The organism is Paenibacillus sp. FSL H8-0104, assembly GCF_038050215.1.
In the GTDB taxonomy this organism is placed as follows: domain Bacteria; phylum Bacillota; class Bacilli; order Paenibacillales; family Paenibacillaceae; genus Paenibacillus; species Paenibacillus amylolyticus.
On sequence record NZ_JBBOTC010000001.1, the window covers coordinates 4,445,236 to 4,459,524 of the forward strand.

14 protein-coding genes are annotated in these 14,289 nt (G+C 44.4%); 4 read left to right on the forward strand and 10 right to left on the reverse strand.

Going from position 1 to position 14,289, the window contains the following annotated elements; all coding sequences use genetic code 11:
• Both NST38_RS19770 and lpdA read right to left on the reverse strand, forming a co-directional pair.
• On the reverse strand, positions 1-1,029 hold the full coding sequence (locus NST38_RS19770) for a thiamine pyrophosphate-dependent dehydrogenase E1 component subunit alpha (protein WP_017687620.1): 1,029 nt from the start codon (positions 1,027-1,029) through the stop codon (positions 1-3).
• Between the two features lie 139 nt (positions 1,030-1,168).
• The gene (lpdA, locus tag NST38_RS19775; protein ID WP_076251118.1) at positions 1,169-2,593 is read right to left on the reverse strand and encodes a dihydrolipoyl dehydrogenase; all 1,425 of its coding nucleotides are present in this window, start codon (positions 2,591-2,593) and stop codon (positions 1,169-1,171) included.
• A gap of 224 nt (positions 2,594-2,817) precedes the next feature.
• Here lpdA and NST38_RS19780 point away from each other — a divergent pair, with 224 nt between their 5' ends.
• Together NST38_RS19780 and NST38_RS19785 are read left to right on the forward strand one after the other, a co-directional pair.
• Positions 2,818-3,135, forward strand: coding sequence for a DUF2627 domain-containing protein (locus NST38_RS19780; RefSeq protein ID WP_017687618.1), 318 nt, complete (start codon positions 2,818-2,820; stop codon positions 3,133-3,135).
• A gap of 63 nt (positions 3,136-3,198) precedes the next feature.
• On the forward strand, positions 3,199-3,546 hold the full coding sequence (locus tag NST38_RS19785) for a potassium channel family protein (RefSeq protein ID WP_076251116.1): 348 nt from the start codon (positions 3,199-3,201) through the stop codon (positions 3,544-3,546).
• 8 nt (positions 3,547-3,554) lie between these two features.
• Here the strand turns inward: NST38_RS19785 and NST38_RS19790 are convergent, their stop codons facing one another.
• Positions 3,555-3,767 (reverse strand): hypothetical protein, encoded by a 213-nt coding sequence (locus tag NST38_RS19790; protein ID WP_076251114.1) that lies wholly within the window; start codon positions 3,765-3,767, stop codon positions 3,555-3,557.
• A 177-nt stretch (positions 3,768-3,944) separates the two neighbouring features.
• On the opposite strand from NST38_RS19790, the gene NST38_RS19795 reads away from it, so the two are divergent.
• Positions 3,945-4,544, forward strand: a complete 600-nt coding sequence (locus NST38_RS19795; RefSeq protein ID WP_017687615.1) for a thymidine kinase — start codon at positions 3,945-3,947, stop codon at positions 4,542-4,544.
• A 121-nt stretch (positions 4,545-4,665) separates the two neighbouring features.
• Here the strand turns inward: NST38_RS19795 and NST38_RS19800 are convergent, their stop codons facing one another.
• The 5 genes from NST38_RS19800 to NST38_RS19820 form a co-directional block, all read right to left on the reverse strand.
• Complete coding sequence (locus tag NST38_RS19800) at positions 4,666-5,142, reverse strand: hypothetical protein (RefSeq protein ID WP_017687614.1); 477 nt, start codon at positions 5,140-5,142, stop codon at positions 4,666-4,668.
• Positions 5,143-5,676: 534 nt separating this feature from the next.
• Positions 5,677-6,327 (reverse strand): hypothetical protein, encoded by a 651-nt coding sequence (locus NST38_RS19805; protein ID WP_036672336.1) that lies wholly within the window; start codon positions 6,325-6,327, stop codon positions 5,677-5,679.
• A 395-nt stretch (positions 6,328-6,722) separates the two neighbouring features.
• Complete coding sequence (locus tag NST38_RS19810) at positions 6,723-7,760, reverse strand: NAD(P)/FAD-dependent oxidoreductase (RefSeq protein WP_047843595.1); 1,038 nt, start codon at positions 7,758-7,760, stop codon at positions 6,723-6,725.
• 159 nt (positions 7,761-7,919) lie between these two features.
• Positions 7,920-9,893: an AraC family transcriptional regulator gene (locus tag NST38_RS19815; RefSeq protein ID WP_341344039.1), complete on the reverse strand. Its 1,974-nt coding sequence runs from the start codon at positions 9,891-9,893 to the stop codon at positions 7,920-7,922.
• A 188-nt stretch (positions 9,894-10,081) separates the two neighbouring features.
• Positions 10,082-12,043, reverse strand: a complete 1,962-nt coding sequence (locus NST38_RS19820) for an AraC family transcriptional regulator (RefSeq protein ID WP_076251109.1) — start codon at positions 12,041-12,043, stop codon at positions 10,082-10,084.
• Positions 12,044-12,249: 206 nt separating this feature from the next.
• Here NST38_RS19820 and NST38_RS19825 point away from each other — a divergent pair, with 206 nt between their 5' ends.
• Positions 12,250-13,062, forward strand: coding sequence for a hypothetical protein (locus tag NST38_RS19825; protein ID WP_076251107.1), 813 nt, complete (start codon positions 12,250-12,252; stop codon positions 13,060-13,062).
• Positions 13,063-13,326: 264 nt separating this feature from the next.
• Here NST38_RS19825 and NST38_RS19830 read toward each other — a convergent pair whose 3' ends face one another.
• Positions 13,327-13,998: a GGDEF domain-containing protein gene (locus tag NST38_RS19830; RefSeq protein ID WP_256720017.1), complete on the reverse strand. Its 672-nt coding sequence runs from the start codon at positions 13,996-13,998 to the stop codon at positions 13,327-13,329.
• Positions 13,985-14,281 (reverse strand): hypothetical protein, encoded by a 297-nt coding sequence (locus NST38_RS19835; RefSeq protein WP_256720016.1) that lies wholly within the window; start codon positions 14,279-14,281, stop codon positions 13,985-13,987. The genes NST38_RS19830 and NST38_RS19835 overlap by 14 nt, the downstream gene beginning before the upstream one ends.
• Positions 14,282-14,289 lie beyond the last annotated feature (8 nt).

Here is a 14,289-nt window from a genome sequence, read left to right on the forward strand (position 1 = left end):
TTACCGTCCCCCTTCTTCGCTGTCCGCATAAACGTGCGTCAGAGTGTCCTCAGGTTTAGGATATGGCGCGTTGTCTGCATATTCAGTTGCTTCTTTCATTTCCAGCGCAAGCTGGGAAGCCAGATCCGCATCCCGGGCTTCGTCCCAGATGCCGCAATCGATCAAGTAGTTCTTCATACGAGGAACGCCATCTTTCTTCCAGTTCTCCTCAACTTCCTCTTTGGTCCGGTAAGCCAGATCATTATCGGAGGTGGAGTGAGGTGACAACCGATACATCATCGCTTCAATCAGTGTCGGGCCTTCTCCGGCTATGGCACGGCGACGCGCTTCCTTCACTGCAGCATATACTTCTAATGCATCGTTACCATCTACACGAAGTCCGGGGAACCCGTATCCTTGTGCTCGATCGGATATTTTGCCGCTCAACTGTTTGTGAATCGGTACCGAAATTGCATATTGATTGTTCTCACACATAATAATGACAGGCAATTTATGCACACCTGCAAAGTTGGCTCCCTCATGGAAGTCACCCTGATTGCTTGATCCTTCGCCAAACGTAACAAAAGAAACAAATTCTTGCTTCTTCATTTTGGCAGCCAGTGCAAATCCAACAGCGTGCGGAACCTGTGTTGTAACCGGGCTGGAACCCGTCACAATCCGCAGCTTTTTGTGACCGAAGTGACCGGGCATTTGCCGACCGCCACTATTCGGATCTTCTGCCTTCGCAAAAGCAGACAACATCAACTCACGCGGAGTCATGCCTACCGCCAGTACAAAACCGTAATCGCGGTAATAAGGTAAATAATAATCGTGATCCCGATCCAGACCAAAAGCAGCACCTACTTGCGCAGCTTCCTGTCCTACACCGGATACGTGAAAGTTAATTTTGCCAGCCCGTTGCAAGAGCAAGCAACGCTCGTCAAACTTGCGCGCGAGCAGCATGTATTTGTACATATCCAATACTTCACCATCGCTAAGTCCCAGCTGTTGATGCCGGTGGACCGCGTCTGCAGTACCTTGTGAACTCATATGAGGTACCTCCTTTTAATCAGAGCCTGTGCCACTCTTACTACCCGATCTTATAACCTGGTACTAAGACTTGGCTTAACCTTATTATAATCCCTTTTACCCAAAAAAGGAAAGGACCTTTCTCATAAGCTTGTTTGGCTTACATTCCAATGGCCTTTCCATCGACCGCCAACATGGCTTCACCCATAATTTCCGACAGAGAAGGGTGCGGATGAATGGTTTGTCCGACTTCCCAAGGTGTGGCATCCAGCATCTGAGCCAGAGAAGCCTCAGCGATTAATTCCGTCACATGGGTGCCAATCATATGTACCCCCAATATATCATTCGTCTTGGCATCTGCGATCACCTTCACGAATCCATCCCGACTTCCGTGAATAAGCGATTTGCCAATGGCCGAAAACGGGAACTTGCCTGTTTTAATGTCATAGCCACGTTCTTTGGCTTCACGCTCGGTGAATCCGATGCTTGCTGCTTCCGGACGTGTGTACACACAGCGCGGGATACGGTGGGATTCTACGGCATGTACCGTTTTGCCCGCCAGATGATCGACAGCGAGAATGCCTTCATGACTTGCGGCATGTGCAAGCTGCAAACCGCCGATGCAGTCACCAATGGCGTAGATGTGACCTTCACCGGTCTGTAACTGTTTGTTCACAGCGATGAACCCACGCTCCAGTTTGATATCTGTATTTTCGAGTCCGATATTTTCGACATTAGCCTGACGTCCAACCGACACGAGCATTTTCTCCGCTCTTAGCGTTTCCTGCTTATCTTCACCAAGCTGCACATCAATCTCAATGCCCTCTTGATCCGTGTTATATGTTTCGGTTAGAACGGTGGCACCTGTCAGGAAACGGACACCTCGTTTGCCAAGCAATCGCTGCATTTCTCTGGCAACATCCTCATCCTCGGCAGGCAACACGTGAGCAGCTGCTTCTACTACTGTGATGTCTACGCCAAAGTCATTCAGCATGGATGCCCACTCCAATCCAATCACACCCCCACCAACAATGATGAGTGATGCAGGAAGTTCATCCATACGCAGTGCTTCGTCGCTGCTCATTATGAATTTGCCGTCCGGTTCCAGGTCCGGCAACACACGTGGACGCGAACCAGTGGCAATGATGAGATTGGTTGGAACTACCGTATCCATCTCGCCATCTTCAAACTCCACAGCGACTGCTCCGCTCTGCGGTGAGAAGATGGATGGTCCGATGACGCGACCTTTCGCGTGTACAACCTGGATTTTATTTTTTTTCATCAAATATTGAACGCCCTGATGGAGCTGTTCGACAATTGCATCCTTGCGCGCCTGTACTTTGGGAAATACAAGTGTAGCTCCAGCTGTCTCGATACCATACGTCTCGCTCTCCTGGATTTCGGCGTATACTTCCGCACTTTTCAGCAAAGCCTTACTCGGAATACAGCCACGATGCAGACAGGTACCGCCAAGCTTGTCCTTCTCAATGATAACAACCTGTTTTCCCAGCTGTGCAGCCCGGATCGCGGCTACATATCCACCGGTTCCTCCTCCAAGAATTGCAACATCACATGTAATTGGCATCTCTCATGCTCTCCTCTATGAATCAAATTTCAATATAATTTATGATGGCTTAAATCATGGTTTGGCTTATACCCTCTATATGCCATTGTACTCTCCTTGAGCGGTCAACTCAAAGTTTGAACCAATCACACATGGACAGCCTATGCATTCCAAGCTATGATGGAATCAGGTATGATCTGTAAGCGTAACCTTTATTTAATGTCGACTTTGGCAGAAAGGGTATAATGCTCATGAATACAAGATTGGTCTTTGCGCGATTTTTGGCAATTGTTGTTCTGGTCATCCCCGGGTTAATGGCAATGAAGGGTTTTCTGATGATGAAAGATGCCCTGTTCCTATATTATGCCGAGCACGGGAACGAACTGATTTCACCAGGATTCCAGTGGCTTTCCTTTGGCGGTGGACTTGTCCTTTTTGCCGCAGGTATGAGTTTTCTGGGAGGCTGGATCTTGTTCCGTGACCGCAAGCGTAATTATGTAGGTCCCCGTTTCCGGTCCAAAAGTGTACCCGAAAAAGCAGAGACGCCCGGAAGGACTCCATGAGTCCGGGCTTTTTGTGTGTTTATACAACACACCGCCTACTTTACATAGACAGGATGGATCATCATGGTATCATTTCTAATCACGTTACAACGATTGCTCAAAGGCATTTTCCATGCGTTCAAAGACCCTAAGTTTCTGGCTCTGTTCGCGTTAACGGCAGCAACGTTGCTATCAGGCACTTTATTTTACACTCGTGTTGAAGGTCTGCACTGGATCGATGCGTTATACTTCTGTGCGGTTACCTTGACTACGGTGGGACATCCTGACTTTGTGCCAACCACCGGATTCAGCAAAGCCTTTACCGTAATCTACATGTTTGCAGGCATTGGTCTCACCTTTGCCATGATTGCCAGAATTACAGCAGGTATTCTGTTCCCTCGCAAATTAAAGACAGAAGAGGACCCGGAGTAATCTCCGGGTCATTCGTATAAGGCATCCCGCAGTTTGGTAGACATACGTGATTCTTTGGAAGAAGACTTCAAGATCGTTCTACGCAAGGTAAGGTTACTTGCCTGCAGTCTCTCCGCTTCTGCGAACAGTTCTGCAAATAACACCTGCGCCGCTTCATCTAGAGATCCCTGTTCTTTCAGGCTTTCATATCGCTCTTGAAGTGATGATAATGCTTCACTCATACTAAAACACCTCTTTTCACAACTCCTGTTAACTAGCTGCCGTAACCAATACCTTAACATTCCATATAGTAACACAAAGCTGCGCAGATTAGTTCTGGCTCTTTCCAAAGATTTTGTGGTACTCTGTAAAGGTCGCTTTTTTTGTTGAATCCCGTATGTGAGAGGAGTAGCAGCACCGTGCAAACAGGACGTATTACCGTAATTACTGGACCCATGTTCAGTGAAAAATCCGGTGAACTCATTCGCCGTTGTCAGAAATTAATACAATTTGGCCGTAAAAAGGTTGTGGCCTACAAACCAGCCGAGGATAATCGATTTGCCCAGGACGAGATCGTAAGCCGAATTGGTTATCGACTCCCTGCCCATTCCATTCCCCGGCAATTAACCCCGGAATCCGTAGAAATGATCTTGAACCAAACCATAGATGCTGATGTTGTTGCATTTGATGAAGTACAATTTTTCAGCAGTGCCATTATGGAACTTGTCTCGGAGTTAGCGTATTGTGGCAAACATGTCATTGTGGACGGACTTAATATGGATTACCGTGGTAAGGAATTCGGATATGTCGGTGGTTTGCTTGCCATGGCAGATGACATTGAGAAACTCTCGGCTTTCTGTGCGGTATGTGGCAGCCCAGATGCAGCCTTTACGCAACGTATCGTCAATGGGGAGCCTGTTACCTTGGGTCCGGTTGTCATGATTGGCGATTCAGAAGCTTACGAGCCACGCTGTCGTTGCTGCTTCATTCCTCCTCACAAAGTTGAATGCTCATCATAATTCCTAAAAGATCGATCTTAGATATTTTCCAAAAAGGCCCCTTGGGGCTTTTTTTGTTATAGAGCAAACATTCGCACAAAAAAGCACCGCTTCGCAGCGATGCTTCCAGAGTCACTTCCCGCTAGTCACGGGAAACAAAATATTTGTTGGTCATGTAGTAAGCGTCACCACGCGACGTTTCCACCATTCCTTTTTTGGCATCCAAAAATACAATCTCTTTACACTTTGTACAGTACCATTTTGTGCGCTTGTATGGGGATTCCGTCACATAAGCCGTGCCACATTTACAATCAATCTTCATTAATAACTCGGTTGATTTATAAGCACTGGACAAGCGTTCCAGGTTATCCTGCTGCTGTGTAGGCATAATGGTCTGCTGATAATCCGATAAATGATTCTGAACCTTGAAGTCTGCTACCAATCCTGCATTCAATCCAAAAAACTCCTTGCCGATTTCGGTCACGAAGCGCTTCTCATTTCTGTAGCAATCCAGCCACTCAATAATCTGCTTATTAGACAGTGGAACCGTACCCTTGATACCGCTGTTTAAGGTGTAGGTCATGATGTATAAAGTATCGTCTTGTCTACCTGAGTACATTAGAATCCTCCTTCGAATACATTTGCTAATGTACTACAAAAACGCGCATAAATCAAAAAAATCTTATTTCCTGAGCGCATCTCTTCTTATTAAATGGGAAACATTCCACGTTCATCCGCCAAAGACTTACAAGAACTGCATACACCTGAAACATTTCCCTGTGGCGCGGCATAATGCACGACCGATTTAACGTTTTTCTTGCATATGGAACAGTAGTGCCTCCTTTCCTTTTTTGGGATATAATCCGATAGCTTAACCACGTTTTTGTTCGGTCGGAATCGTTGTAAGAAACCCGGCCATTTCATCTCGCTTCACTCTTTCTTGTTCGTCTACTTCGTAGTCATTTTTTTACTCTGGGCTAAAAATCATCTCGTCTTTTTTTATGTATACGATTCCAAGTTGTGCGTGCCTATCTCATAATCTATTCGACGTTTTGAGCGTTTTTCCTGTTTTTAATCTCTACACATATAAAAAAAACCGACAGAACCTGCTCTCCTTATTTTACGAAGAACAGTATTTTAGTCGGTTCCATCCTTATTTATAAAAAGTTCCCAGAACGTCCAGCTCTGATGAGCGCTCAATTCGAAATGGATAGATATAACCCTGATTCATTCGGGTAAATTTGCGGCTCCACAGATCCAGTCCCGATGTGAACTGATAAGCCTGATATATAAACTTGGAGCAGTAATTGCGCTCAATACTGCGCAGATTGGTCTGCAAACGGTAGAATTTTACCTGCTTGTAATGGTCGTGTACCCACCCGGCTGCTTTCATTCCTGCCTCATTCAATCTGGAACGGAATACAATAAAACGATCTCCTTCATAAAATCGCGTCAGATACCACTCTAATGAATCAGCAAATACAGGCCCATAAGGGTGCACATGATACACCTTGCCGTCGAGACCGATAATGCCCATATGCCCGGCGTAATACGTCGATTCCGAGCTTGGCGTGTACACAATATCCCCTGGCTCTAGCTTCATCTCGCCCAACACGTTAATTGGCAAGTCCTGATGCAGCCGTTTGGCTGCAGAACGTTCACGCCGCCCTTCAACCAACAAGCGATGAAGCGCGCCAGCCAGTGCGAGATACATTTCAGACCATTTGATCTTTTTTTTATCAGATCGTTTGAACCACCGCTGGATGAAGGTGAAACCTCGTTGTGGCTGTGATCCCTTTTTCATACGCTGCACTCCACTCTAATCTAGTTATTGTATCTATATAAGTTGAAATAAAGTTTATTTACACTGATACTACGATGACAGAACAATCTTCCAATCGCTGTTATCCCCAGATTTTTTCGATTCCCTTTTTCTTAAGGGAAAATCCGGTGATAAAGGCGACCGCTTCGCTTTTTCAGATTTTTTCTGTCCTCTCCGTTATCGTGTAAATTATTATTTCAATTTATATAGTTGTTATTCTACAGTTTCTCAGGCTTATTATAGACATTTGGTGGTTCATGTTCAATTCTAAGCGTGTTCTATCTTGTGCCATTATGCCTTCTTATTACCCATTTTATGCAAAAAAGATGACTTCGGAATGAACCCGAAGTCATCTTAATATAACCGATCGAAGACCTTTATTCTTCTACAACACCAAGGGCTTTATTTTTCTCCTTAAAGCGACTGTTATGGGAAGAAACATAAGCCACTTTCTCCGCTTCAGGGTCCATGTAAAGCTTCGCACTGTTTACCGCTAGGGCTGCATCTGTGAAAGTACCCGCAATCAGGTACAGTTTGCTACCATAATCTACAAAATCGCCTGCGCCAAACACGCCGGGAATATTGGTTTGCAATCTCTCTGTTGTAGTGACATGCCATTCACCAAGATCAAGTCCCCAATCCCGTATTGGACCAAAGTCACTCTTCATGCCGTGGTTTACAATGACAGCATCGACTTCAAGCAGTTCAGTTTCACCTGTGTCCACGTGTGAGATGGTCACCTGTTCAATCACATCACCACTCATACTATGCAAGGTCTCTACCGCGTAAGGTGTACGGACATCTACAGAGGATTCTCTCATACGCAGTACATTACGCTCCAACCCGCCAAAGCGGTCACGACGATGCACAACCGTAACTTGCTCTGCCAGTGCTTCCAGTTCATTCGCCCAGTCCACAGCAGAGTCGCCTCCACCCGAGATTAGCACACGTTTACCGCGGAATGGCTCCAGTTCTTGCACGGTATAGTGCAGATTGCTAACCTCGTAACGGTCTGCACCTTCAAGCTCCAGCTTGGCCATTTTATATATACCATATCCGATTGCCATAATGACGGTACGTGTCCAGTGTTGCTCACCTGTTGCAGAAGTTAACAGAATCGTGCCATCAGGTTGACGCTCGAATCCTTCGATCTGTTGTTCAAATACGAGGGTTGGCTCAAAAGTTCGTGCCTGTTCTTCCAATTGTTTGATCAGATCTTCACACAGAATTGGCGTAACACCCCCGACATCCCAGATCATTTTCTCCGGATAAAAGAGCATGCGACCTCCCAATCTGTCACGTGCCTCAATCAACTTGGTCTTCATATCTCGCATGCCGCTATAAAAGGCAGAGTACATGCCCGCAGGGCCACCGCCGATAATGGTTACATCATAAAGTTCCAACTGCTGATTCATATTAAAAATACCTCCGTTAATTCGATCCAGAACATCGAGTATTTGATATCGATTCTCATTATCACTTAAATCCTAGTGTAATGGTAATCTTATCAAAATACAATGGCTAAAAAACAAACATTTCTTGTACAAAAATTCTACGAACACATCTTCTCTTTACTATTGCGCTCTTGGAGCCGCCAACAGCTTTTCAACGACAAAATCAAGTTGTTTATTAATTGAATAGATATCCGAATAATAGAAGAAATCGAAATCAATCTCAATTAGACGACCTTCTTTGATCGCTGGGATACTGCTCCATATTGGATTATCCGTCAAGTTATCTGCCCCTTCATACACAGAGCGAAACACATAGTCTCCGATATATTCAGGAAGGACTTCCATGGAGATTGTGGAGCCTGCCGCGTCCGAAACCACGTCTATTTTTTTCTGTACAACTTCAGGTGCTTTCATTCCCAAGTACTCGTATACCGCCTGAGATCCACGGCCAAATTGTTTGCTCTCTACAATAACCATCCCTTTCAAACCGCCCTCCACAATGGAGATTGTTTTGTCCAGTATGCCTGCATCTGCAAGAGTTTTTTTACTCTCTTCGACTTTGTTGTTGAGATTGGTGATTAACGTCTCGGCTTCCTGCTCTTTGCCAAAGATACTTGCTATATCATGAAGTCTCTCTTCTGTAGTCAATTTCTCATACGGAATATATACCGTAGGTGCAATATCTTTTAATAACGTATACGTCTCTTCTGAAGGAACAATGATCAGATCTGGATCAAGATCAATGACAGCTTCAGGATTCGGTTCAAACCAGGTACCCAATGCGTTTACACCCTCTAGCTCACTCTTGTATGCAGCCCCGTCATATACATCTGAGGTAGCGATTGGCTTAACTCCAAGTGCAACGACATCCCCCTGGAGATACAATACAACAACCCGTTTTGGATTCGCTGGAACAACTACGTCACCCTTAACCGTTGAGACCGTGCGTGTTTCATTGTCTTTGTTCGTCTGGCTTCCTGTGTCTGATGATACTGCCGTACTACTGTTATTGGAACTGGCACCCGTTCCTTCGCCAGCTGCTGGTGTTGTTGCTGTACCTGAAGAGCAGGCAGCTAGGAGCATCGTTATGCTCAATAATGCAACCATAATCATACTGGAACTTGTTTTTCTTCTTTTCATTGGTGTAGACCCTCCGTCTATATATTGATAATGATTCTCATAATCAATATATCCCGACTTCCATCTTCGGCCAATGGACGATTCAGAGATTACCAATGGACGATCCTCTGCTCTCGCTTCTTCTCTTATCTTTCGTTGATACTGAATCGGAGAGATCCCCACATGTTTTTTGAAGATACGACTAAAATAATACACATCGGAATAACCCACGTCTGCTGCAATTTCACTCAGCGTTGCATCAGATCGTACAAGCAGATTCCGAGCCTTGGCGATTCGAGTCTGAATTAAATAATCAATGGGACTGTAACCCGTCTGTCGTTTGAATTGCATGGATAAATGTCGGGAGCTGTAGTTAAACTGTTCAGCCAGGAAATCAAGCGTGACCTGTTCCCTATAATGATTCTGTATATAACGAAGTGTTTGTTTCACCGGGTCAGCAAGCTCTGTTTTGATCTCCTGCTCTGCCAATTGAACCATCATTTCATGAATGAATTGGTAAAATAAACTTTTTGTGTGAAGCAGATCCAGACTCCCAGATTGAATCCATGCACCCTCAAGCTCATCAAGGTAACGTAATAACCCCAGCGGACTACTCGGTGCAAATCCATATTGCAAAGAGAACGATGCAACTTCCGGCTGTGCCAATAACCACTTTTTACGATAACTAGGAAAGGCAAGGAATGCTCTGTAATAGAGCAGCATATATTCGAAATCTTCGTTGGTTTGGATATCCAGTGAAGATCCTTTGGCCCCATGAAGCATGTAGAACCGCTCTGCCTTGTATGTTTGTCCATCCAATTGAAGCACAGCCGATCCTCGAATCGTATATATAAAACCATTTGCCGGAAGTGTGTAGGAACTCAGTTGTGCCCCTGCCTCCATAACGATTCGGCGTATATCCAGAACCTTAACAGCGGCATGATTCCAGCATTTCATCTGTTCGTCTAATTGCATCGAATACTCTCCAATCCCAACCTCACCCGGAACAAAGGCCTTACAAGGTCATCATTCTGCCACACATCCGATAACATATGCGTAGCAAAGGTTCACTAATGTACCTTTATTATAGATGATAATAATTTTCATTATCAACTGAAATTTAGAGTGGAATTGGATTTCACCTCATCAATCACTTGTTAGACTTAATTTGGTTCAGAGATCTTCGTAAACCACGCGGCCAATTCCTCTGTTTGATCCAATGTTGCAATCGGGTCAAAGTACCATGAACGATCCGGGCTCCAGATAAACACACGATCATTTTTAACCGCATCGAGTGAACTCCAGACCGGTTTCGATTTCAACTCTTCCAGGGTCAGATTATCTGCTGTTAGAATGATATAGTCTCCGGCAAATTCAGGAATCGCTTCCGATGAAACTTCAACCAGTTGATCCTTCATTAAGATCTCTTTTTTATCTGCAGGAGGATTCAAACCAAGCGCGCTATAGACTGCCTGACCTCCCCGACCAAAATTATCACCAAAGGCCAACGGTGCTTTATCATAGAACTGCATGACCGACACTTCGGCCTGCGGATCAATCGCCTCACCAACACGTTTCTTGGCATCTGCAATTCTTGCGTCATAATCGGTTAACCATGCCTCAGATTCTTTTTCTTTATTTAACACTTCACCGAAATAGGTAATTTCTTCGTGGGTATTTTTCAATTCACCATAAGGTACAACCAAGGTAGGTGCAATTTTGCTAAAGGAATCAAATAAATCAGGATTACCTGTCACAATGAGATCCGGTTCAAGTTCCAACACCTTTTCTAGAGAGATGGTTTCATATTCACCAATATTCTGCACACCCTCAAGTGATTTGATAAAATAAGGATTCTTCAGGTTCATCTCGGGTGTACCCACAGGCTTGATCCCCAAGGCAATCAGACTTCCCAGATACAAGTCAACCACAATCCGTTTAGGTTCAGCCGGAATTGTAATGTCTCCCTTAACCGTTGAGACTATGCGGGGTTCCGATGATTTGCTTTGATTCTCCGCTGTTACTGTCTTCGTGGAACTTGACGTACTATTGCTTCCGGATGCATCCCCGCTCGAATTACTGGCAACACCTGTAGAGCAGGCACTCAGCAGTAATGTAAGACTTAATAGAATACTAAGCAGCATTCCCGTTCTTGTCTGTCTGTTCATATTTATTGACCCTCCATGCTTATATTGATAATGATTATCACCATCAGTATAAACATACCTTCCACTTCCACCTCTGAAAATGTCATTTCGCGCCACACCTGATGTCAGATCAGGCCAATATAGGGGTGCTGAGGTCTTTTCTTTAAATTGCAAAGGAGAAAGACCTGTATGTTTCTTGAACATACGTCCCAAATAATATCCATCCGGATAACCGATTCCTACAGCGATCTCATCCAACGTGGCGTCCGTTTGCAGCAACATCTCCTTGGCTTTGAACAAACGAAACTGAATCAGATAATCAATGGGACTATATCCCGTCGACTGCTTGAACTTGCGTGACAAACTTCTTGGGCTGCTGCCAATCATTTCTGCTAAAACATGAAGTGTAAGTGGCTGGGTGTAGGAAGACTCTACAATTTCAATGACTTTGCTAACCTGATCCAACATACTTGGATAACGATTGGATATACGAGGAATCTGTGATGAGATCTGCTCCACAAATGCATAGAACAAACTCTTGGCCTGAAAGTGCTGAATAGGGTTCTTTTGATCCCACAAAAAGTGCATCTTTTTCCATTGCTCATATAGAATGATTGGCATATCGGGGGTAAAGCCATAGTTCATTTGGAACGGATTGATACGCTCCATTAACCTTCCCAGATCGTTTCTCCCTCCACTAGGCAGGTTTGCTTTGTACATCAAGTAATATAGGCGCAATCCGGATTCGCCTGCTTGAATCACCAACTTACTCCCTTTTCCCCCATGGAAAATATAAAAGCGGCTCACTTCATATGTTTGATTGTCAATCGTCACTCCAGCATCACCCTGAATGGTGAGTACAAAGGTACTTGTCGGAAATTTGTATTTCATCTCTTCATATGCCTCTAATTCAATGTAACGGATATCTGTTATGCTCACCGCAGCATAGTTCCAGAGGATATAATAATCATTCCACATTTTGCTAACCCATCTCCGTCTACATAAATTGTGTCTGTACTCTACTCACTTATTGATAAACATTATCAATTATTATGATGAAGTACGCAATACAACCGACGCAAAATGAATCCATTGCGAGGAAACAAGAGATATTCAAATATTTCTCTTAAAATCCGATATATGTAAATAGAACCATGATAAAGTGGAGAAGGAGAACAGAGGATATGAATTCAATCTCATCTGCAACCAAAAGCAGTTTCACTCCCGGGAATCAAGTCTCCAATCGGGATAAAGAAATTCAGGGACTCATGCAGCAGAAGATCCGGCTCAATGAAGAAATGCAAGGTGTAAAAACCAATGACGAGTTGGATACCAAAACCAAAGCTCAGCGAATTAAATCCTTAACAAGCTCCATTTCCCAGATCGACAGCCAGATTGCCCAAATTAAAGCTGAAGAATTGCAAGAAAAGAACAAATTAAGACAGCCAGAAAAGGCTCAACAGCAACAACCCAAACCAACCGACGAGGCACAAGCCCCTTCACTCGATCATCTGATCAAGCATAGTCAGACTTATGATCAATTGGGTAAGCTGGTCGGTTTGCGTGATCGCATGCAGGGCTCCATTCAGACCACCGAAGGAGAAACCCGCTTTGACCGACTTGTTCTCGAGATCAATCCTCCCGCAAATGATCTCGATCTAGGCAAATCAATGATGTTGGAAAATTCAGAACGCACCGTCTTTCAGGCAAAGCGAGAGACCGTCCAGGACATCAACTCCCAGTTAAACAAGGTTAATCAGAAGATTGGGGAACTGGTGGAAGAGATTCATCAGCCGGCACCTAAAAAAGGGGTACAACCACCTATCTCTGCAACATCTGGAGAAGAAGAGCAGGAAGTAAATGAAGGAAAGAAAACGGGAAGTAAGGAGCACCCATCAGATGGCGGAACCACAGATCAGGAATCAGGAAATGGTCCGCAAACTACGGCTTCTACATCTCATGCTGCTTCATATCCATCCGTCGATATTCGAGTCTGAATACGCATTGATCAAACATACTTATATGTATACATAATGAGCTTAAAGATTAAAGTGGCTCGTTTGCTACACAACCTTTAACTCGCATCCAATGATAGAACCGCTATTACAGGTGACTAACTCCTGATAAATAGCGGTTTTTCTGTATTTTAACGTTATGGGTATAGAGGCGAAGCCTCAGCTTCCGAAGAAGCTTTCTTACAGAAAGCTTTTAGTCCACGTCTTCAGGTTCTCTCTGTCCTCTACGTTCTCGTAATTTTATTTCTAGCACGGAGTACCGGCGGTATCATTTGCACAGATGATACTTCCAGCAATCGCTTTACAACCTTTTTTGATGCGTGTGGCCTCATCAATAATCTGATCTATGTTTTCATATTTTCGCTTGCTATTGGTTACAACGGCGATGGATACCGACACCAGAGGAATGGGCCGTTTCAGCCCGGAGCGTCCTTCCCCCAGAACATATTGATGATGCCAATCATGTTCGTTATAAAATGTCTTTTTCATTTCCTCAAAACTTGAGATGACTTCCTCACTAATATATTTATAATCATGGTGATTTAGGATCGTAATAAAATCATCACCACCGATATGTCCAAGAAAAGCATCAGGGGGAACAAATAGCTTGCGAAGCAAGTTAGCTGTCGCCTGTATAAGCTGATCCCCCATTTTGAAGCCGTAGCTATCATTGTAGGATTTGAATTGATCGAGATCAACGTACAGTACGCTAAATTGGTCCATCTGAAGAGCCTGAGACAGCCTTTCATCTATAATATGATTACCTGGAAGACCAGTCAGCGGGTTCATAAAAATCGCCATTTCAGCCCGTACATCAGCAACAGCGAGTAGCAAACGCCGAATACTCACAGCTCCAAAGAAACTTTCCCCTGACGTGACCAACACAAGATCATATATTTCCCCTTCATCTCGGTCCATGGCTAGAACACTGACATCTGTAATGTTCCGAATAATCCACGACCAGTGCCTGTGTGTTCATCACCAGTTCTACAGGACGTCCCATATACAGATTATAGCCATACTGGGTGCCAATCTGCTGAAAGAATCGGGGCCGCATCATTAATGACACACCCTTCTCCCCCATAACAGCTATACCTTCCAGACTAGGATTGGACTTGAAAAGATGATAGACGATATCACATTTTGTATCAGATTGTACTACAGGAATTGGTTCAGCAATCTCGCCTATTTGCGTAAACATACTATTCT

Coding starts and splice junctions, on each gene's coding strand:
- NST38_RS19770 (WP_017687620.1), bottom strand. CDS start 1,029: ATGAGTTCACAAGGTACTGCAGACGCGGTCCACCGGCATCAACAGCTG.
- lpdA (WP_076251118.1), bottom strand. CDS start 2,593: ATGCCAATTACATGTGATGTTGCAATTCTTGGAGGAGGAACCGGTGGA.
- NST38_RS19780 (WP_017687618.1), top strand. CDS start 2,818: ATGCTCATGAATACAAGATTGGTCTTTGCGCGATTTTTGGCAATTGTT.
- NST38_RS19785 (WP_076251116.1), top strand. CDS start 3,199: ATGGTATCATTTCTAATCACGTTACAACGATTGCTCAAAGGCATTTTC.
- NST38_RS19790 (WP_076251114.1), bottom strand. CDS start 3,767: ATGAGTGAAGCATTATCATCACTTCAAGAGCGATATGAAAGCCTGAAA.
- NST38_RS19800 (WP_017687614.1), bottom strand. CDS start 5,142: ATGTACTCAGGTAGACAAGACGATACTTTATACATCATGACCTACACC.
- NST38_RS19805 (WP_036672336.1), bottom strand. CDS start 6,327: ATGAAAAAGGGATCACAGCCACAACGAGGTTTCACCTTCATCCAGCGG.
- NST38_RS19810 (WP_047843595.1), bottom strand. CDS start 7,760: ATGAATCAGCAGTTGGAACTTTATGATGTAACCATTATCGGCGGTGGC.
- NST38_RS19815 (WP_341344039.1), bottom strand. CDS start 9,893: ATGCAATTAGACGAACAGATGAAATGCTGGAATCATGCCGCTGTTAAG.
- NST38_RS19820 (WP_076251109.1), bottom strand. CDS start 12,043: ATGTGGAATGATTATTATATCCTCTGGAACTATGCTGCGGTGAGCATA.
- NST38_RS19825 (WP_076251107.1), top strand. CDS start 12,250: ATGAATTCAATCTCATCTGCAACCAAAAGCAGTTTCACTCCCGGGAAT.
- NST38_RS19830 (WP_256720017.1), bottom strand. CDS start 13,998: ATGGACCGAGATGAAGGGGAAATATATGATCTTGTGTTGGTCACGTCA.
- NST38_RS19835 (WP_256720016.1), bottom strand. CDS start 14,281: ATGTTTACGCAAATAGGCGAGATTGCTGAACCAATTCCTGTAGTACAA.